Annotated in this window: 16 protein-coding genes; 9 read left to right on the forward strand and 7 right to left on the reverse strand. The window is 71.8% G+C overall.

What is annotated here, in order from left to right; all coding sequences use genetic code 11:
• Positions 1-147 precede the first annotated feature (147 nt).
• A complete protein-coding gene (locus QFZ58_RS26035) occupies positions 148-828 on the forward strand; it encodes a PhzF family phenazine biosynthesis protein (RefSeq protein ID WP_307127316.1) in 681 nt (226 codons plus the stop codon).
• On the opposite strand, the gene QFZ58_RS26040 is transcribed toward QFZ58_RS26035, so the two are convergent.
• Together QFZ58_RS26040 and map are read right to left on the reverse strand one after the other, a co-directional pair.
• Positions 818-1,483 (reverse strand): heme oxygenase (biliverdin-producing), encoded by a 666-nt coding sequence (locus QFZ58_RS26040; RefSeq protein WP_307127317.1) that lies wholly within the window; start codon positions 1,481-1,483, stop codon positions 818-820. The genes QFZ58_RS26035 and QFZ58_RS26040 overlap by 11 nt on opposite strands.
• Before the next feature lie 218 nt (positions 1,484-1,701).
• Positions 1,702-2,559: a type I methionyl aminopeptidase gene (map, locus tag QFZ58_RS26045; protein WP_307127318.1), complete on the reverse strand. Its 858-nt coding sequence runs from the start codon at positions 2,557-2,559 to the stop codon at positions 1,702-1,704.
• A 58-nt stretch (positions 2,560-2,617) separates the two neighbouring features.
• Here map and QFZ58_RS26050 point away from each other — a divergent pair, with 58 nt between their 5' ends.
• Entirely contained in the window at positions 2,618-2,842 is a 225-nt protein-coding gene (locus tag QFZ58_RS26050; RefSeq protein ID WP_307127319.1) for a hypothetical protein, read from the forward strand.
• Between the two features lie 25 nt (positions 2,843-2,867).
• Here the strand turns inward: QFZ58_RS26050 and QFZ58_RS26055 are convergent, their stop codons facing one another.
• A complete protein-coding gene (locus QFZ58_RS26055) occupies positions 2,868-3,470 on the reverse strand; it encodes a hypothetical protein (protein ID WP_307127320.1) in 603 nt (200 codons plus the stop codon).
• A gap of 243 nt (positions 3,471-3,713) precedes the next feature.
• Between QFZ58_RS26055 and npdG the strand changes: the two genes are divergently transcribed.
• Both npdG and QFZ58_RS26065 read left to right on the forward strand, forming a co-directional pair.
• Positions 3,714-4,424, forward strand: a complete 711-nt coding sequence (npdG, locus tag QFZ58_RS26060; RefSeq protein ID WP_307127321.1) for an NADPH-dependent F420 reductase — start codon at positions 3,714-3,716, stop codon at positions 4,422-4,424.
• A gap of 83 nt (positions 4,425-4,507) precedes the next feature.
• Positions 4,508-4,693 carry a hypothetical protein gene (locus QFZ58_RS26065; RefSeq protein ID WP_307127322.1) on the forward strand — a complete coding sequence of 62 codons (186 nt, stop codon included), beginning with the start codon at positions 4,508-4,510 and terminating at the stop codon, positions 4,691-4,693.
• Here the strand turns inward: QFZ58_RS26065 and QFZ58_RS26070 are convergent.
• On the reverse strand, positions 4,690-5,499 hold the full coding sequence (locus QFZ58_RS26070) for a site-2 protease family protein (protein ID WP_307127323.1): 810 nt from the start codon (positions 5,497-5,499) through the stop codon (positions 4,690-4,692). The genes QFZ58_RS26065 and QFZ58_RS26070 overlap by 4 nt on opposite strands.
• Positions 5,500-5,705: 206 nt before the next feature.
• On the opposite strand from QFZ58_RS26070, the gene QFZ58_RS26075 reads away from it, so the two are divergent.
• Positions 5,706-9,011: a BTAD domain-containing putative transcriptional regulator gene (locus QFZ58_RS26075; protein WP_307127324.1), complete on the forward strand. Its 3,306-nt coding sequence runs from the start codon at positions 5,706-5,708 to the stop codon at positions 9,009-9,011.
• 365 nt (positions 9,012-9,376) lie between these two features.
• Entirely contained in the window at positions 9,377-11,473 is a 2,097-nt protein-coding gene (locus QFZ58_RS26080; protein ID WP_307127325.1) for a SpoIIE family protein phosphatase, read from the forward strand.
• Between the two features lie 321 nt (positions 11,474-11,794).
• Here the strand turns inward: QFZ58_RS26080 and QFZ58_RS26085 are convergent, their stop codons facing one another.
• The 3 genes from QFZ58_RS26085 to panB form a co-directional block, all read right to left on the reverse strand.
• A complete protein-coding gene (locus tag QFZ58_RS26085; protein ID WP_307127326.1) occupies positions 11,795-12,652 on the reverse strand; it encodes an ABC transporter permease in 858 nt (285 codons plus the stop codon).
• On the reverse strand, positions 12,649-13,677 hold the full coding sequence (locus QFZ58_RS26090; RefSeq protein WP_307127327.1) for an ATP-binding cassette domain-containing protein: 1,029 nt from the start codon (positions 13,675-13,677) through the stop codon (positions 12,649-12,651). The genes QFZ58_RS26085 and QFZ58_RS26090 overlap by 4 nt, the downstream gene beginning before the upstream one ends.
• 120 nt (positions 13,678-13,797) lie before the next feature.
• Positions 13,798-14,685: a 3-methyl-2-oxobutanoate hydroxymethyltransferase gene (gene panB, locus QFZ58_RS26095; protein WP_307127328.1), complete on the reverse strand. Its 888-nt coding sequence runs from the start codon at positions 14,683-14,685 to the stop codon at positions 13,798-13,800.
• A 191-nt stretch (positions 14,686-14,876) separates the two neighbouring features.
• On the opposite strand from panB, the gene QFZ58_RS26100 reads away from it, so the two are divergent.
• The 3 genes from QFZ58_RS26100 to QFZ58_RS26110 all read left to right on the forward strand — a co-directional run bounded on the left by QFZ58_RS26100 (position 14,877) and on the right by QFZ58_RS26110 (position 18,513).
• Positions 14,877-16,493 carry an MFS transporter gene (locus tag QFZ58_RS26100; RefSeq protein WP_307127329.1) on the forward strand — a complete coding sequence of 539 codons (1,617 nt, stop codon included), beginning with the start codon at positions 14,877-14,879 and terminating at the stop codon, positions 16,491-16,493.
• 126 nt (positions 16,494-16,619) lie between these two features.
• Positions 16,620-17,291 carry a TetR/AcrR family transcriptional regulator gene (locus QFZ58_RS26105; protein ID WP_307127330.1) on the forward strand — a complete coding sequence of 224 codons (672 nt, stop codon included), beginning with the start codon at positions 16,620-16,622 and terminating at the stop codon, positions 17,289-17,291.
• A 166-nt stretch (positions 17,292-17,457) separates the two neighbouring features.
• The gene (locus QFZ58_RS26110) at positions 17,458-18,513 is read left to right on the forward strand and encodes an endonuclease/exonuclease/phosphatase family protein (RefSeq protein ID WP_307127331.1); all 1,056 of its coding nucleotides are present in this window, start codon (positions 17,458-17,460) and stop codon (positions 18,511-18,513) included.
• The last annotated feature ends 94 nt before the right edge of the window (positions 18,514-18,607 follow it).

The following is an 18,607-nucleotide window of genomic DNA, read 5'->3' on the forward strand; positions in this document are numbered from 1 at the left end:
GTCACAGCTGTCTCATGGGCGACCCACAGAAGGGTCAAGGACTGGTCAAGCCGGGTCTTTCGGTGTGGCCGTGGATGGGTGCCCGCGCACGCCCGGGGTGCGGGCCCTTCGGCCTGGCGAAACCCCGGACGGTGCTTGAATGCGCACGTGAACGACTTCGACGTACCCGACGGCATCGACGTACTGCGCGTGTTCTGCGGACCGGACGGCCGCCACGGCAATCCGCTCGCTGTCGTACGGGACGGACGCAGGTACCCCGACAACGAGTCGCGGCAGGTGCTCGCCCGGCGGCTCGGCTTCAACGAGACCGTGTTCGTCGACGACCCGGAGCGCGGCACCGTCGACATCCGTACGCCCGGGCTGCGGTTGCCGTTCGCCGGGCATCCACTCGTCGGCGCGGCCTGGCTGCTCGACCTGGAGGTCCTGGAGCTGCCCGTCGGGGACGTGTTCGCCCGCCAGGACGGCGAGTTCACCTGGATCACGGCCCGCCCCGCATGGGCACCGCCGATGACGCTGGAGCGGTACGCGTCGGTCGCGGACGTCGAGGCCCTGACGGAGCCCCCGCCCGGTGAGGGACGGCTCTACGTGTGGGCCTGGGAGGACGAGGCGGCAGGGCGGGTACGTGCGCGGGCGTTCCCGCGCACGGGGGACGCCGTCGACGAGGACGAGGCGACGGGTGCGGCGGCCATGCTGCTGAGCACCGAACTGGGCCGCGCCCTCAACATCGCACAAGGGCGCGGCTCCCAGATCCTCACCGCGCCCGCGCCGGACGGCACGGTGGAGATCGGGGGCCGCGTCCTGCTGGCAGCCAGGGGCGTCAGGCGCTGAGCGGGAAGGCCTCGCCGAGCTCCCGGAAGACGGCGGTGTTCAGCGCGAACGCCCGCTTGCACTCGTCGACGACGCGCCGCTTCTCCAGGTCGTCGGCGTCCACCGCGTCCAGCAGTTCGCGGTACGCCCGCTTGAAGGCGGCCGGGTTGGGGATCTGCTCGAACACGTAGAACCGCACCCCGTCGCCCTTGCGCTCGAAGCCCCAGGTCTTCTCGGCGGCGCCGCGGATGATCTGGCCACCGGAGAGGTCCCCGAGGTAGCGGGTGTAGTGGTGCGCCACGTACCCGGCGGGCCAGTGCCGGGCGCACTCGGTGACCCGCGCGGCGTACGCGGCGGTCGCCGGCAGCGGGTCGAGGCCCGTACGCCACCCGGCCCCCCGCAGGTGCGCCAGGTCACGCTCCAGTTCCGCGCCGCGCATCAGCTCGGCCTGTATGAAGGGGCCCGCGACCGGGTCCTCGCGCAGGGCTTCGGCGCCGTCCTCCAGTGCCCGGTAGACGAACCACAGCTGCTCGGTGTAGCGCGTGTACGCCTCCACCCCGAGCCGCCCACCGAGCATGTCGCCCATGAAGGCCGATGACTCCGCCTCGGTGTGCTGCTCGTGCGAGGCGGTGCGGATGAGCGTCGAGAAGGGCGTGGTGGCTGCGGTTGCGTCCAAGGCGGGCCTCCGGGGGCCGATGGGGCGAGGCGTCGGGACGGAATCGGCGATGTCGGCAACCGTGGAGGTGCGAGGTGCTGGGTGCGTACCCCCACGGACCGATACGATGATCCTCCTGCTTAGGCTTGCCTAAGTCAACAGCTTGCCGACTGGCTGTCGGTAAGACTCACCCCCACCGTACGGCGTGGCGGCGCGTCCGGCCCGGACCTGGCCCGGCGTCACGGAAGCGTCAGGATGTCCGCCCCGGTCTCGGTCACCACGAGGGTGTGCTCGAACTGGGCGGTCCGCCTGCGGTCCTTCGTCACCACGGTCCAGCCGTCGTCCCACATGTCGTACTCGTGGGTACCGAGCGTCAGCATCGGCTCGATCGTGAAGGTCATCCCGGGCTGCATCACGGTGGTCGCGTGCGGGCTGTCGTAGTGGGGGACGATGAGACCGGAGTGGAACGAGGTGTTGATCCCGTGCCCGGTGAAGTCACGTACCACCCCGTACCCGAACCGCTTGGCGTACGACTCGATGACCCGCCCGATCACATTGATCTGCCGCCCCGGCCGCACCGCCTTGACGGCACGGTTCAGTGACTCCCGGGTGCGCTCCACGAGCAGCTTCGACTCCTCGTCGACGTCGCCGCAGAGGTAGGTGGCGTTGTTGTCGCCGTGCACACCGTTGATGTACGCGGTGACGTCGAGGTTCACGATGTCGCCGTCCCGCAGCACCGTGGAGTCGGGGATGCCGTGGCAGATGACCTCGTTGAGCGACGAGCAGAGCGACTTCGGGAAGCCCCGGTAGCCCAGGGTCGAGGGGTACGCCCCGTGGTCGATCATGAACTCGTGGGCGACCCGGTCGAGTTCGTCGGTGGTGACGCCCGGGGCGATGTGCTTCGCGGCCTCCTCCATCGCCTGCGCGGCGATACGGCCCGCGATCCGCATGCGCTCCACGGTGTCGGAGTCCTGGATCTCCGGCCCGGTGTACGGCGTGGGGGCGGGCTTCCCCACGTACTCGGGGCGCCGGATGTTTCCGGGAACGGAACGGACGGGAGTGATCTCCCCTGGTACGAGCAGCGGCTGGCCAGACATGCGAGGGAGTCTAACCAGCGTGCTCGGGGCAGCATGGCTACGAGGAAAGGATCCGACGATGGCCCTGTTCAAGAAGCGCACGGTGGGCAAACCGGGCGAGTGGTACTACTGCCTGGAGCACAGAACGGTCGAGGAGGGCCCGGATTGCCCGGGGAAAGACCGGTTCGGCCCGTACACCTCCCGCGAGGAGGCGCAGCACGCGATGGACACGGCGCGTGAGCGGAACCTCGAGTGGGAGAACGACCCGAAGTGGCACGACCGCACCGACGGGACGCCGGACTAGCCGGCCGCCGGCGGAGCCGCTACCGCTACCAGAGAGGTGGCGGCGGCGCCGTCAGCTGGTCGGCCAGCCGCGACAGCCGGTCACGGAACGAGCGGCGGCCACGCGGCGCGGGAGCGCTGTTCTCACCGGCCGCAGCGCTCACCAGGTGCTGCACGGTGTCCAGATCCACCTCGTCCCCGCCCGTCACCGTGAGCGCCTCGTGGGCGAGCCCCCGCACCTCCGGGTCGCCCCCGTCCAGCGAGAGCACCGTCGCACCCGCCCGGCGGGCGTCGTGCACCCGTTCCAGGAGCCCGGAGTCCGCCCGCGCAGGGGCCACCACGAGCAGGGTCTCGCCCCGCCCGGCCGCCTCGATCCGGCCGAGGCCCACGGCCAGGTGGGCCGGATCGCCGGGCTCCACCCGGTGGCGTACGAGCGTCGGCCTCAACTGGGGGAGCCCCGACCACGTCGACTCGTCCACGAGGTGTGCCGCCATGTGCCACGGCTCGTACACCTCGGTCCCGACCAGCAGCAGCCCGCCGCCCTGAGGCACGACCGACGACCGCAGGGTCCGGGCGAACCGCCGGGCCGCCGAGGGCCACTCGGTCCCGGCGAGTACCTCGCGCAGCAGGGCGACACGTACGGCATCCATGGCCCGGCATCATGCCTTCGGCCACCCTCCCGTGACTGCCTGATCGCTCAGGTGCACCCGAAAGGGGACCGTCCGGGCCTCCGCCTCCGCCCCGCACCCACGACCGCTTCCGCCCCCGCACCCACGACCGCCGCCGCCCCGGTGGGCACGACCGCCTCCGCCCCCGCCCACCACCGTTCGCGCCCAGCGCTCCGCGCGGCGGCCCGCCGAGTCCCCTTCGCTACCTGGCAGTAGTGTCGGCGCATGACTACGAATGACAGCGGCAGCGCGCCCAAGCCCCCCGCCAAGGACCCCTGGGACCTCCCCGACGTCTCCGGGCTGACCGTCGGCGTACTCGGCGGCACCGGCCCCCAGGGCCGGGGTCTCGCCTACCGTCTCGCCCGCGCCGGGCAGAAGGTCGTCATCGGCTCCCGCGCCGCCGACCGCGCCGAGGCCGCCGCGGCGGAGCTGGGACACGGCGTCGAGGGCGCCGGCAACGCGGAGTGCGCCCGCCGCAGCGACATCGTCATCGTCGCCGTGCCGTGGGAAGGGCACGCCAGGACGCTGGAGTCCCTGCGCGAGGAACTCACCGGGAAGCTCGTCGTCGACTGCGTGAACCCGCTCGGCTTCGACAAGAAGGGCGCCTACGCACTGAAGCCGGAGGAGGGCAGCGCCGCCGAGCAGGCCGCCGCCCTGCTGCCGGACTCACGGGTCACCGCCGCCTTCCACCACCTGTCGGCGGTGCTGCTCCAGGACGAGTCGATCGAGGAGATCGACACCGACGTGATGGTGCTGGGCGAGGCGCGCGCCGACACCGACACCGTGCAGGCACTCGCGAGCCGCATCCCCGGCATGCGCGGAGTCTTCGCCGGCCGGCTGCGCAACGCGCACCAGGTGGAGTCGCTGGTCGCGAACCTGATCTCGGTCAACCGCCGCTACAAGGCCCACGCGGGCCTGCGCACCACCGACGTCTGAGCGAGCCCCTGCCCGGAGCGGAAACGGGCATGAGGGACACTGGACGGGACCGCGCACCATCCCCCGACAGGAGCACCGCCCTCATGCCCCGCCTCGCTCTCTACGCCCTCGTCGTCTGCGTCCTCGCCGTCACCGCCGCCGTGGTCTCCTTCGTCCAGGGCGGCGTCCTCCTCGGCATCGTCTGGGTACTGCTGGCGGGCCTCTCGTCGAACATGTCGTGGTTCTACGTCCGCAAGTACAAGGCGGAGACGGCCGCGGCCACCCGTTAGCCGCTCACCGCGCAGCCCGGGTCCTGGTCGCCGAACCACTCCCGCCAGAAGCGGTACGTGTCCAGGCCGCAGTACGTCTCGATCTCGCTGACCCCGAGCCCCCGCAGCAGGGTGTCGACCGCGTCGAAGAAGACGCCGTTCACCTCGGGGATCCACAGCAGCCCGAACACGGCGATCAGCCCGAACGGCGCGTACGGCTCCACCTGGCGCCTGATCCGGTACGAGAGCCAGGGCTCGATCACGCCGTAGCCGTCGAGCCCGGGGACCGGCAGGAAGTTCAGGATCGCGGCCGTGACCTGGAGCAGCGCCAGGAACGCCAGCGCCAGGCGGAAGGGGACCGGGACACCGTCCAGCGCGCCCAGCCAGAAGGGCGCCGTGCACACCACGGCGAACAGCACGTTCGTCAGGGGTCCGGCGGCCGAGACCAGGCTGTGCTTCCACCGGCCGCGGATGCGCCCCCGCTCGATGTAGACCGCGCCGCCCGGCAGGCCGATGCCCCCCATGATCACGAAGAGCACCGGCAGCACGATGCTCAGCAGGGCGTGCGTGTACTTCAGTGGATTCAGGGTGAGGTAGCCCTTCGCCCCGATCGAGATGTCGCCGCTGTGCAGCGCTGTGCGCGCGTGCGCGTACTCGTGCAGGCAGAGAGAGACGATCCAGGCCGCCGTGACGAAGAGGAAGACCGCGAAGCCGGTCTGCTCGGCGAAGCCCGTCCACACCGCCCAGCCCGCGACGGCCATGACGGCGACGATCCCCAGGAAGATCGGACTTATCCGCCGGTCGCTGCGGCGGACTGCGGTGGTCATCGGCGTGACTCCTGATCGCTGGACGGCATGCGGCGGGCCCCCGACCGGGGGCCACACGGAGCGGGAACGTCTCGCGGGCGGTCCTCGTGCCCGCCCCCGGAAGCCTGCCCCGTCGCGCCGTCCCGCACCGCCGTCCTCCGCGGGCCCACGTCGCCGGTCGCGACACCGGGTCCGCGCCGGTCTGAGCCGTCACGGACAATGGGCCCGTGCACTACGCCATCCTCGGCACCACCCGCGCCTTCCGCGACGACGGCACGCCCGCGGCCCTCGGCGGGGCGCGGCTACGCGCCCTGCTCACCGTGCTCGCCCTGCGCCCGGGGCGCGTCGTCCCGGCGGGACTGCTCGTCGACGAGGTCTGGGACGGCGATCCGCCCGCCGACGCCCCGGGCGCCCTGCAGGCACTCGTGGGCCGTCTGCGGCGCGCGCTCGGCCGGGACGCGGTCGAGTCCGGGGAGAGCGGCTACCGGCTCGCCGCCGGCCCGGAGGCCGTCGACCTCTTCCGCTTCGAGCGGCTCACGGGGGAGGGGGCGCGGGCCCTGGAGGCCGGGGACGCGGCGAAGGCCGCCGACGTCCTCGGCGACGCGCTCGCCCTGTGGCAGGGGCCCGCCCTCGCCGACCTGCCGGACCGGTCCGTGGCCGCCGCCCGCTGGGAGGGGCGCCGGCTCGACGCGCGCAGGAGCAGGATCACCGCTGTCCTCGAGCTGGGCCGCGCCGACGACGCCCTGCCCGAACTCGCCGTGCTCTGCGCCGACCACCCGCTGGACGAACCCCTGCAGGCACTCCGCATCAGGGCGCTTCGCGACGCCGGACGCACCGCGCAGGCACTCGCGGCGTACGACGAGGTGCGCACCCTGTTCGCCGAACGCCTCGGCACCGACCCGGGTTCCGCACTGCGCGCCCTGCACGAGGAGCTGCTCCACCAGGACCCGCCCGCCCCGGCCCCCGCTCCCGTCCCCCTTCCCGTGCGGCCGGGCAACCTGCGGGCCAGGCTCACGAGCTTCGTGGGACGTGAGGCGGACATCGCCGCCCTGCGCGAGGACCTGACCCGGGCCCGGCTCGTCACCCTCCTGGGCCCTGGTGGCGCGGGCAAGACCAGGCTCTCCCAGGAGGCCGCCGAATCCGCCGACCCGGCGGCCTGGCCGGACGGCGTCTGGCTGGCCGAACTCGCGCCGGTCGACGACCCCGAAGCGGTACCGGAAGCCGTCCTCACGGCGCTCGGGGGGCGGGAGACCGTGCTGCGCGGGGCGGGTGCGGAGGAGCTCCGGGCGGCGGAGCGGGGTGCGAGCGAACCGCTCGCCCGGCTCACCGAACACTGTTCCGGGCGCCGCATGCTGCTGCTCCTGGACAACTGCGAGCACCTCATCGAGGCAGCAGCGGCCCTCGCCGACCACCTGCTGGCCCGCTGCCCCGGGCTCACCGTCCTCGCGACCAGCCGTGAACCCCTCGGCGTACCGGGCGAGTTCGTGCGGACGGTCGACCCGCTGCCGGACCCGGTGGCGCTGCGACTGCTCGCCGACCGCGGGGCCGCCGCGCTGTCCGGCTTCCGGGTCGACGCGGACGAGCGGACGGCAGCGGCCTGCGCCGAGATCTGCCACCGCCTCGACGGGCTGCCGCTCGCGATCGAACTCGCCGCCGCCCGGCTGCGCATGCTCACCGCGCGTGAGATCGCCGACCGCCTCGACGACCGCTTCCGTCTGCTGACCAGTGGCAGCCGCACCGTGCTGCCACGCCAGCAGACCCTGCGGGCGGTCGTCGACTGGTCCTGGGACCTCCTGGACGGGGACGAACGCACCGCCCTGCGCCGGCTGTCTGTCTTCTCCGGCGGCTGCACCCTCGCCGCCGCCGAGGCGGTCTGCGCGGACCGGCGGCAGGATGCGTACGACGTCGCCGGGGCGCTCGGCTCGCTCGTCGACAAGTCCCTCGTCGTTGCCGCCCCGTCCGCGGACGGCCGGATGCGCTACCGCCTGCTGGAGACCGTCGGTGAGTACGCCGCCGAACGGCTGGACGAGGCGGGGGAGCGGGACGTCGTCGAACGGCGGCACCTCGCCTTCTACCGGGAGCTGGCCCGTACCACCGACCCCGAACTCCGGGGCTCCGGACAGCTCGCCGCCCTCGAACTGCTCCAGCGCGAGTACGAGAATCTGCGCACCGCCCTGCGGCACGCCGTCGCCGCGCGCGACGAGCAGGAGGCGCTCAGCATGGTGCTCTCGCTCGCCTGGTACTGGCAGATGCGTGATCTGCGCAGTGACGCCCTGCAGTGGGCCGACGCTGCCTCCGCGCTCGGCCCCGACCCGTTCGCCGCACCCGCCGCCACCGCGCCCTCGCTCACCGAACGCTGCACCGACGCGCCACCGCCGATGGGTCCCGAACTGCTGCAGGAGGCGCGGCGCCAGGTGGCGCTGCTCCGGATGGCCGGCACGGACCACGCGACGGACGCCTGGTCGAACGAGGCCGGCATGGCGCGGCTGCGGACCATCGCCGCGACGTACCGTCCCGGCCAGCCGCAGACCTACCGCAGCCCGGGGACGCTCTGGTTCTTCGCCGTCGCACTCACCGCGGACCTCCCGGACCTGCGCGGGGTGCTGGACGAGACGGTCCGCGCCGCACGGGAGCTCGGATACGACTGGGAGCTGGCCGGTGTGCTCCAGATGCGTGCCAACGTGCTGGCCAACCGGCCCGACTGGGCGGGCGAGGCCCATGCCGACGCCGACGAGAGCCTGGCGATCTTCCGCCGTCTCGGCGACGACTGGGGCGCGGCGGAGGCGCTCTCCTCACGCGGCGAGGCCGACGAGAAGATGGGCGACTACGGTCGGGCGGCCGAGGGCTACCAGGCCGCGATCGGTTACGCGGAGAAGCTCGGCGCCCGGGCCCAGGTGCTGGTGCTCCGCACCCGGTACGCCTCCGCACTGACCGAGCTCGGCCGTGGTGCGGAGGCCGAGCTGATCTTCCGGGAGGTGCTCACCGAGGGGCGGCACGCGGGGCACGAGGCGACGGCGTTCGCCCGGTTCTTCCTGGCCGTGTGGCTGGGCACGTCCGGCCGTACCGTCGAGGCGCGGGAGCAACTCGCCGTGCTGCACGAGGATTTCAGGGCCGCGTCCATAGGCGTCTTCGAGGCGTTCGTGCTGGGCGGCCTGGCCTGGCTGGACAACCAGGAGGGCCTCCACGCGGACGCCCTGGCCCGGAGCCGGGAGGCGCTGGCGCAGGCCGACGACCGGTTGTCGCAGATGGTGGCGCCACAGATGCACGTGATCCACCTGGTCACCGTGGCACGGGCGCTGGGCGGACTCGGTGGGGAGCGCCGGGCCGCCCTCGCGGCGCGCCTGCTGGCCGCCGGACGGGCGCTGCTGCCGGACGGGCACGTGCCGACGCGGATGGAGCGGGACAACTACGCCGCCGCCGAGGAGCTGGTCCGCGGCGTGCTCGGGGACGCGGCCTACGAGGCCGCGTACGCCGAGGGCGGCGGCCTCTCCCAGGAGGAGGCCACCGCCCTCGTGGAGGCGTACCAGGACTAGGCACTGTTTCTCGGATCATGTGCGGAGCCGTCCGGGCCGAGCCTGGTGAGGCAGGCAGTGGGGTGCTGTCCCGTATACACGCCTCTGTCCTTCTGGGCGTATCGTCCGTCTATGGGTGATATTCGGAGCGGCTGTCGTATCGCGGCCCTGGCCGGACCGGTGGGGCACGACCACCGGTGCTGCCGTCCGACCCCACGCAGGGCGCCCTGGAGCACGCGACGAGGTCGGCACGCCGCAGCCGGTGCCCGGCGCGCCACACGCGCTCGCCGCACTCGGGCTCAGGGTGCTCGGCGCCCGACGGACCGGACCCGAGCGCGCACGGCTGCTTCGTCCTCACTGCCGCCGCTGGTCGAGGCAGGCTGTTGATGGACACTGCACTGGTTGACGTGGTGCGTCAGAGCGACGCCTCCGGGGCGTTGCTGTATGTACTGTCCCCCGAGGGAAACGCACTGTGGCTGACAATGCTCACGGGGGCCCCGCGGGAGACGTTCGCACCGTGGACGCGGGTGGCCCTGACCGACCCGATTCCCGTGGCGGACGCCGTGCGGGAACGGCGTCTGGTGTGGATCAGCGGGCAGGAGGCGATGGCGCGCCAGTATCCGCGGCCGGCACTCGTGCTGCCTTACGACTTCGCATTGGCGGCCGCTCCGCTCACCAGCGAGGGCGCCGTCCTGGGCGGACTGGTGCTCCTGTGGCCCGGCACCCGGCCGCCCCAGCTCAGCCCGCACGAACAGGACGTCATCCATGCCGGGTGCCGCCGCTTGGGCAACCAACTGCAGGAGGCCGCGGACCGCGGTGACCCGCTGCCCCCCGCCGACCAGCCACGGGCTCTGCCCCCACGGACCGGACGCAGCCTTTCCCCCGCCGAGAGCCGGGAGGTCTCCGCCTTCCTCGACCGTCTGCCCGAAGGGGCCTGTGCGGTGGACCTGAACGGCCGCATCACCTTCATCACCCAGGCGGCGGCCGATCTCGTCGGTGCCGATACGGCCGACCTGCTGGGGGCACTGCCCTGGGAAGTGCTGCCGTGGATGGACGTTCCCCAGGTCGAGGACCGCTACAGGGCCGCACTGATCAGCCGCCAGTCCCAGGTCTTCACGGTCGTACGCCCGCCGGACGTGTGGCTGACCTTCGAGCTGTACCCGGACTCCTCCGGCATCAGCGTCCGCATCAGGCGCAGCGAACCGGCTGAAGGCGCCCAGGCAGCTCACCCGGGGGCTCCTGCGGGTCCCGGCCGCGCCACCGTGCTGTACCACCTGATGCATCTGGCCGCCACGCTCACCGAAGCCGCCGGTGTTCAGGACGTGGTCGAGCAAACGGCCGACCAGCTCCTGCCTGCCCTCGGAGCGCAGGGCATGGTCGTCATGACCGCTGAGGACGGCCGTCTGAAAATCCTCGGACACCGGGGCTACAGTGCCGAACTCCTGGACAGCTTCATCGACGCCCCCCTGAGCTCGGACCTGCCCGGCGTCAGAGTGCTGACCACCGGCGTCCCGGGCTTCTTCGCGAACTTCGCCGAGCTTCAGCGGGTCTATCCGTCCACGGTGCACGAGGACGGGATGGCTGCCTGGGCCTTCCTGCCGCTCATCGCCTCCGGCCGCCCGGTCGGCTCACTCCTCCTCGCCTACAACCGGCCCCACATCTTCGCGCCCAGTGAACGCGCCGTACTCACCTCACTGGCCGGCCTGGTCGGGCAGGCACTCGACCGCGCCCGCCTGTACGACACCGAGCGCGATCTCGCCCATCGTCTGCAGTCGGCTCTGCTGCCCCACACACTGCCCGACGTCCCCGGTCTGAAAGTGGCGGCCCGCTACCTTCCTGCCGCCCGCGGCCTGGGCATCGGCGGCGACTTCTACGACCTCATCCGCCTGGATGAGTGCACCGCCGCCGCGACCATCGGCGATGTACAGGGCCACGACGTGGATGCTGCGGCCCTCATGGGCCAGGTCCGCACCGCCGTCCACGCACACGCCACCGTAGCCGCGTCCCCGGACCATGTCCTGGCTGCCACCAACCGTCTCCTGATCGACCTCGACCCCGGGCTGTTCACCAGTTGCGTCTACGCCCACCTCGACCTGGGCCGCCAGCGCGCCTGCGTCGCCACCGCCGGCCACCCTCCGCCCCTGCTACGTCACACCGACGGACGCACCGAACTTCTCCGTGTCCCGCCGGGCCTGCTTCTCGGTATCGACCCGGATGTCCGCTACCCGACCCTGGAATTCCGCATGCCTCCCGGCAGCGTGCTCGCCCTCTACACCGATGGGCTCGTCGAGGCCCCCGGGGTCGACCTCGACGACGCGACGACGGCTCTCGCCGGACTCCTCGAAGACGCCGACCCGACCGACCTCGACCTCATGGCCGACATGCTGATCCGCCACGCCCCGGCGCCCAGCGACGACATCGCCCTGCTACTCATCAGCCCCCAGCCGTCCGTTTCGGCACCCGACCGCTCACCCGAAGGATGACCGGCAAGGACTGCGGGACCACATCTTCGACGTCGCGATGTCCCGGCCGGGAGTCCGAACCGGTGCCGGCAGTGGCCCCCGGCCTGTCCTGACCAGCGTGGTCACTGCCGGTGCGGGGAAGCGGCCTTGACCACATCACCATCCACCTCGTCGCCGACGGACGATGCCGGCCCCGCTACGGGAAACGCGCCTGCATCCACCTCGGAACCGTCACTCCGCCGCCCTCATGATCCGGCTCCGCACATGATCCGGGAGACAGCACCCGGGAGGGTGCCGGAGGCCGTGGCCGGGCTCCCGGCACGGTCCGTGGCACCCTCTCCGTCAGGACTTCTTGCGGAACTTGGACACCGCGAGCGGGGCCGTCACCGCGGTGATGACCACGGTCCAGCCGAGCGTCACCCAGACCGAGTGGGCGAGCGGGCCGCCCATCATGAGGGCGCGGGCCGCGTCGGCCAGGTTGGACAGCGGGTTGTAGTCGGTGAACGTCTGCAGCCAGCCGGGCATGGTCCCGGTCGGCGCGAAGATGGACGAACCGAACTGGAGCGGCATCAGCACCAGCATCCCCATCCCCTGCACGGCCTGTGCCGTCTTCATGGTCAGCCCGAGCAAGATGAAGATCCACATGATGGCGGCGCCGAACGCGGCCGACAGGGCGATCGCCCCGATCAGCCCGAGCACCGGCTCCTGCAGCTCCATGCCGAGCGCGAAGCCCATGCCCAGCAGGATCAGCGTGGCGACCATCATCCGGCCGAGCTCGACCACGATCTTCGCGATGAGCACCGAGGAGCGGGCGATCGGCATCGTGCGGAACCGGTCCATGACCCCCTTGCGGAAGTCGTCGTTGACACCGGAACCGACCGCCATGGCGATGTTCATGCCCATCATCGCCATCAGACCGGGGATCAGGTAGTTGAGGTACTCCTGCCGCCCGCCACCCATGCTGCCGCCGACCGAGCCGCCGAAGACGTACACGAACAGCAGAGTGAAGATGACCGGCATCAGGAGCGCGTCGAACATCGACTCCGGATCCTTCTTGATCTGGAGCAGGTTGCGCCGCACCAGCGCCCCGATGTGGCGCAGGTTGTTCCGCAGCCCGATCCGGCCCTCGTCGCGGAGCTTCGCGGCCGGTGCGGACGTGGCCGCGCCGGTGGGGGTGGGCGTCAGAGTCGTCGTGCTCATGCCGCGACCTCCTGGGGAATCGTGTCGGTGACGGTTGCCTTGTCGCCCGTGATGGCGAGGAACACCTCGTCCAGGCTGGGCAGGGCGGTGGCGACGTGGGCGAGCGAGAAGCCCCGGGTGCCGAGCAGGCCGATCACGGCGGTCAGCTGCTCGTCGCTGAGGATCGGTACGTACAGCAGTCCCTCGTCCGGAACCGCCTGGGCGCCCGCGACACCGTCGAGACCGGCCTCCCGCAACGCCTGCGCCATCGCGGCCAGTTCGGCCGGGTCGGAGGGCCGGATCTGCAGGGTGCGGCCGCCGACCTTGGCCTTGAGCTCGTCGACACCGCCCCTGGCGATGATCTTGCCGTGGTCGATGACCGTGAGCTCACTGGCGAGCTGTTCGGCCTCTTCCATGTACTGGGTGGTGAGCAGCACGGTCGCCCCCTCCGCGACCATCCGCTGCACCTCGTCCCAGACCTCGTTGCGGGTACGGGGGTCGAGCCCCGTCGTCGGCTCGTCGAGGTAGAGGACGGCCGGGCTGCCGATCATGGAAGCGGCCAGGTCCAGCCGGCGCCGCATGCCGCCGGAGTAGTCCATCGCGGCCTTCCTCGCCGCGTCGGTGAGCGAGAAGCGCTCCAGCAGCTCGTCGGCGCGCGACCGGGCCTTCTTGCGCGGCAGGTCGAGCAGCCGCCCGATCATGTAGAGGTTCTCCCAGCCGGACAGCTTCTCGTCGACCGAGGCGTACTGACCGGTCAGGCCGATGGTGCGGCGCAGCTGCCGGGGCTGCTTCACCACGTCGTAGCCGGCGACCACGGCGTGTCCGGCGTCCGGCACGATCAGGGTGGAGAGGCAGCGTACGAGGGTGGTCTTGCCGGCGCCGTTGGGGCCGAGCACGCCGAGGACGGTGCCTTCGCGCACGTCGAGGTCCACGCCGTCCAGTGCTCTGGTCTCGCCGTAGTGCTTGACCAGCCCCCGCACCTCGACGGCGTTCGCGCCGTTCGAGCCGTTTCTGCGGTTCTTGTCGATTCGCGTCATGTCCACCATGTGACCAGTCGCCACCGACAGCGCACCGACAGATCGCTGACACCGCCCCCGCACGGCCGACAGCCCGCCGATGGGGGAAGTCGGCGGGCTGTCGGTGGTGCCGCAGTGGTCGGTGGGACGTCAGTGGAAGGTGTGCTCCGGCTGCGGGAACGTGCCGCCGACGACCTCGTCGGCGAACTCCTTCGCCGCGTCACCCAGCATCTGGCGCATGGCGGCGTACTGCTTGGTGAAGCGCGGCACCTTGCCGCCGGTCAGCCCCGCCATGTCGGTCCAGACGAGTACCTGGGCGTCCGTGTCGGGCCCGGCGCCGATGCCGACGGTCGGGATGTGCAGGGTGCGGGTGACCTCGGCGGCCAGCTCGGCCGGTACGAGTTCGAGGACGACGGCGAACGCGCCCGCGTCCTGCACCGACTTCGCGTCGCGCAGCAGCTGCTGGGCGGCCTCCTCACCCCGGCCCTGCACGCGGTAGCCCATGGCGTTGACGGACTGCGGGGTCAGGCCGATGTGGCCCATGACCGGGATCCCGGCCTCGACGAGCAGCCGGATCTGCTCGTGCGAGCGCTCGCCGCCCTCCAGCTTGACGGCCCCGACGCCGGAGTCCTTGATCAGGCGGGTCGCGTTGCGCAGGGCCTGGACCGGGCCCTCCTGGTAGGACCCGAAGGGCAGGTCGGCGACGACGAGGGCGCGCTTGGTACCCCGCACGACGGCGGCGGAGAGCATGACCATCTCGTCCATCGTGACGGGCACGGTGGTCTCGTAACCGAGGTGGCAGTTGCCCATGGAGTCGCCGACGAGCATGACCGGGATGCCGGCCTCGTCGAAGACGGACGCGGTCATCGCGTCGTAGGCGGTGAGCATGGGCCACTTCTCGCCGCGCTCGGTGGCGGCGGCGATGTCGTGGACGGTGATGCGGCGGGTGCTCTTGCCCCCGTACAGCGCCTTGCCGGCGGCGGGGGAGGGACCTGCGGGGGGTGTGGCGGACTGGTTCTGCGCAGCCTGCAGCGACATGGCCAACGGCTCCTTCGTCATCTCGAGGCACCCTGACGGCGTCCCCGGATCCCTTCCATGGTGGCATCCCGGGGCCGTTCCCGGGAAGTGGGCCCCACCGGGCGGTGTCTCCCGTGAACGATGCCCGACGGCCCGATGAAGACCTTTCAATACGAGACGGTGTCGTATCGAAATAACATTAGGGTGTTCGCATGTCCATACCGTCCGCCGCCCCTGCCGCCGCGCCCCGCGTCCCGGAGGCGGTCCACCGCCGCCGCTGGGCGATCCTCGCCGTCCTCATGTTCAGCCTGCTCATCGTCGTCCTGGACAACTCGATCCTGAACGTCGCGGTCAAGACGATCGCCAGTCCGGCGCCGACCGGCATCGGCGCCACTCAGAGCGAGCTCGAGTGGTCGATCAACTCCTACACACTCGTCTTCGCGGGCCTCCTGTTCACCGCCGGACTGCTGGGCGACCGCATCGGCCGCAAGAAGGTCCTCCTGGCCGGCATCCTCGTCTTCGGCATCGGCTCGGCCCTCGCCGCGCTCTCGACATCGCCGGGCGAACTCATCACCTGGCGTGCGCTGATGGGCCTCGGTGCGGCGTTCGTGATGCCCGCCACCCTCGCCGTCCTGATGAACGTCTTCGAACGCGACGAACAGCCCAAGGCCATCGGCATCTGGGCCGGCAGCGTCGGTCTCGGCATCGCGATCGGCCCGATCACCGGCGGAGTGCTCCTGGAGCACTTCTGGTGGGGCTCGATCTTCCTGGTCAACGTCCCCGTGGTGGTCGTGGCGCTGATCGCCATGGTCCTCCTGGTCCCCGACTCCCGGGACCCGAACCCGGGCCGCGTCGACCCGCTGGGCGTCGTCCTGTCCGTCGTCGGCCTGGTCCTGCTCGTGTACGGCATCATCCGCGGCGGTGAACTGGCCTCCTTCACCGACCTCACCGTCCTCGCTCCGCTGATCGGCGGTCTGCTGGTGCTGGCGGGCTTCGTATGGCACGAGAAGCGCAGCAGCCACCCCTCCATCGACATCTCGTACTTCAGCAAGCCGGCCTTCTCCGCCGCCGTGGCCGCCATCGCGCTGGTGTTCTTCGCGCTGATGGGCGTCACGTTCTTCTCGGCCTTCTACCTGCAGAGCGTGCGCGGCTACACCGCCCTGCAGTCCGGGCTGCTGATCCTGCCGCTCGCCGTGGCGCAGATGGTCTTCTCGCCGCGCGCCCGGCTGGTCGTGGACCGGTTCGGCGCCCGCGCGGTGTGCACCGTCGGCATGCTGCTGGTCGCGGGCGGCCTCGCGGCCTTCGCCCTCTTCGACGCCGATACGCCCGTCTGGGTGCTGTGCCTGGTCTTCTTCGTCCAGGGGACGGGCATGGCGCACATCATGCCGCCGGTCACCGTCGCCGTGATGCAGGCGCTGCCCCGCGAACGGGCCGGCTCAGGCTCGGCCATCAACAACACCTTCCGCCAGGTCGGCGGTGCGCTCGGAATCGCCGTACTCGGCTCGGTGCTCTCGACGGTCTACCGGGGTGAGATCGAGGGCCACCTCGGCAGCGTCCCGGCCGGGGCGAGAGACGTCGCCGGCGAGTCGATCGAGGCGACGCTCGGCGTGGCGGCGAAGCTCGGCCCCGCCGGCAAGCCGCTGGTCGCCGCGGCGAACGACGCGTTCATCGGGGCGATGCACGTCACGGCCCTGGGATCGGCCGCGGTCGCCCTGGTCGGCGCGGTGGTGGTGGGCGTGTTCCTGCCGGGCAGGACGGGCGCTGCGCAAGGCCCGCGGCAGCCGGAGCGCGTGCCCGCCCGGGCCGGTTCCGGCCCGTCGGGGGACTGAGGCCGGAGCGAGCGGCCGGGCGCTCCGCCCGGCCGCTCGCTCCCGGCCGCTCGCTCCGGACCCCCGCGGTCGGCGAGAATCAGGGGTGAACGCCCGGGGCGGACAGGTACGGCGAGAGGTGACCACGTGCAGGCGGCACAGGACGACGCGCACACCCCGGCCGGGGACGGCGGCCCCGAGCCCCGCCGCGGGCGTCCCCGCAGCGCCGCCGCCGAGCGGGCGATCCTCGACGCCGTCGTGGAACTCCTGGAGGCCGGCGAGCCCCTGGCCGGCCTGTCCATCGAGCGCATCGCCCGGACCGCGGGCGTCGGCAAGTCCACCATCTACCGCCGCTGGAGCGGCAAGGAGGAGCTCTTCGTCGACGTCCTGCGGGAGATCGAGCCCGCCGACCCCACCGTCTCCGGCACCGCGGGCCTCGCGGACCTGCGCGAACTGCTGGAGTCGATGCGTACCCGCGGGCTCGCCCAGCGCTCGTCGGTCCTCCTGCACAACGTGTTCGCGCAGATGAAGAGCCACCCCAGGCTGTGGGCGGAGTACCACCGCACCGTGGTCGCGCCTCGCCGTGTCGCGATGCTGGCAGCCGTGCAGCGGGCGGTGGACGCGGGGGAGTTGCGCGGCGACCTCGACGTGGAGCTGATGGACGACCTCTTCCTCGGCCCGATGCTCGTGCGCACCGTCCACCGTCCCGACGCGCCCCTGCCCGAGGACCTCGCCCACCGAATCATCCAGATCCTGCTCGAGGGTCTCGCCCCGAAGCCCCAGGTCACAGCCGGGTGGCCGACGGCAACCCCCGTGTGAGCGTTGTGTCACAAGCGTCCACGCCACCGGCCCGTCCGGAACCCGCGACGCCTCCTGCGACGTCCTGATCGCAGTACGGCCGTCGTCGACGGCAGGAAGAGCGTCGTCCATCGCCTAGGGTCGGGGGGCGCGGCGATGTGTACGGCAAGGCAGTGAGGACAGCGCAATGGTGCAGGCGTACAGGGCGGACACCGAGAACGCCGGTACGGGCCCGCGGCGGCCCGGATCCCGCCTCAGGGTCCTGCGTCGCAGACTCGCGACGGACGTCGGCCTGTGGCGGCGCGGCATCCTCCTCGCGCTCTGTTCGGTCCTGCTGACGCTCGTGATGGTCTTCCACGCGGAGATCCCGAACACCATCGGCAACACGGGCAGCCTCGTCGAGACGTTCCTGCCCTGGTTCGGCCTCCTCGTGCCGGTGCTGCTGGCCCTCGGTCTGCTCCGGCGCTCGGCTACCGCGCTGATCGCCCTGCTCCTGCCGGTCGTCGTCTGGTTCAACCTCTTCGGCGGGCTGCTGTTCGCGGACAAGGCGGGCACCGGTGGCGACCTCACCGTAGCGACGCACAACGTCAACGCGGGCAACCCGGACCCCGCGGGAACGGCGCAGCAGGTCGCGGGCTCCGGCGCGGACGTCGTCGCCCTGCAGGAACTGCCCACCGGCAAGGTCGCGGCGTACGAGGAGGCACTCGCCGGCCGATACCCGCACCACTCGGTGCAGGGCACCGTCGGCCTGTGGAGCACCTATCCGCTGACCGACGCCCGCCCCGTCGACATCAAGCTGGGCTGGACACGCGCGATGCGCGTCACGGTCACCACGCCCGAGGGCCCCGTCGCGGTGTACGTGGCGCACCTGCCCTCCGTACGGGTCAAGCTGAACGCAGGTTTCACCGCCAACCAGCGGGACAAGAGCGCGGACGCGCTGGGCGAGGCGATCGCCGGCGAACGGCTCGGCCGGGTGATCCTGCTGGGCGACCTCAACGGCACGATGAACGACCGCTCGCTGAAAGCCGTCACCGCCCAGATGCGCTCCACCCAGGGCGCGGCGGGCGACGGCTTCGGCTTCAGCTGGCCGGCGTCGTTCCCGATGGCACGGATCGACCAGATCATGGTGAAGGGCGTTGAACCCGTCTCCTCCTGGACCCTCCCCGCCACGGACAGCGATCACCTCCCGATCGCCGCCAGCGTCGAACTCCCCGACGGCGACCAGGCTCTCCCCCTCCCCTGAGGGGTTTGGTTTTCTCCGGAAGCACGCACCCTCCGCCAGGACGGGGTACGACGCGAAGCGCATGACCGGCGAGGCGGGGGCGCGGTCCTGCTCG

Origin of the sequence: Streptomyces sp. B1I3 (assembly GCF_030816615.1) — a bacterium.
Taxonomy (GTDB): Bacteria; Actinomycetota; Actinomycetes; order Streptomycetales; family Streptomycetaceae; genus Streptomyces.

What these genes read in the sequence shown, in the direction of transcription:
- map (WP_307127318.1), bottom strand. Translation starts at nt 2,559, where the DNA reads ATGTCTGGCCAGCCGCTGCTCGTACCAGGGGAGATCACTCCCGTCCGT.
- QFZ58_RS26050 (WP_307127319.1), top strand. Translation starts at nt 2,618, where the DNA reads ATGGCCCTGTTCAAGAAGCGCACGGTGGGCAAACCGGGCGAGTGGTAC.
- QFZ58_RS26055 (WP_307127320.1), bottom strand. Translation starts at nt 3,470, where the DNA reads ATGGATGCCGTACGTGTCGCCCTGCTGCGCGAGGTACTCGCCGGGACC.
- npdG (WP_307127321.1), top strand. Translation starts at nt 3,714, where the DNA reads ATGACTACGAATGACAGCGGCAGCGCGCCCAAGCCCCCCGCCAAGGAC.
- QFZ58_RS26065 (WP_307127322.1), top strand. Translation starts at nt 4,508, where the DNA reads ATGCCCCGCCTCGCTCTCTACGCCCTCGTCGTCTGCGTCCTCGCCGTC.
- QFZ58_RS26070 (WP_307127323.1), bottom strand. Translation starts at nt 5,499, where the DNA reads ATGACCACCGCAGTCCGCCGCAGCGACCGGCGGATAAGTCCGATCTTC.
- QFZ58_RS26080 (WP_307127325.1), top strand. Translation starts at nt 9,377, where the DNA reads ATGGACACTGCACTGGTTGACGTGGTGCGTCAGAGCGACGCCTCCGGG.
- QFZ58_RS26085 (WP_307127326.1), bottom strand. Translation starts at nt 12,652, where the DNA reads ATGAGCACGACGACTCTGACGCCCACCCCCACCGGCGCGGCCACGTCC.
- QFZ58_RS26090 (WP_307127327.1), bottom strand. Translation starts at nt 13,677, where the DNA reads ATGGTGGACATGACGCGAATCGACAAGAACCGCAGAAACGGCTCGAAC.
- panB (WP_307127328.1), bottom strand. Translation starts at nt 14,685, where the DNA reads ATGTCGCTGCAGGCTGCGCAGAACCAGTCCGCCACACCCCCCGCAGGT.
- QFZ58_RS26100 (WP_307127329.1), top strand. Translation starts at nt 14,877, where the DNA reads ATGTCCATACCGTCCGCCGCCCCTGCCGCCGCGCCCCGCGTCCCGGAG.
- QFZ58_RS26110 (WP_307127331.1), top strand. Translation starts at nt 17,458, where the DNA reads ATGGTGCAGGCGTACAGGGCGGACACCGAGAACGCCGGTACGGGCCCG.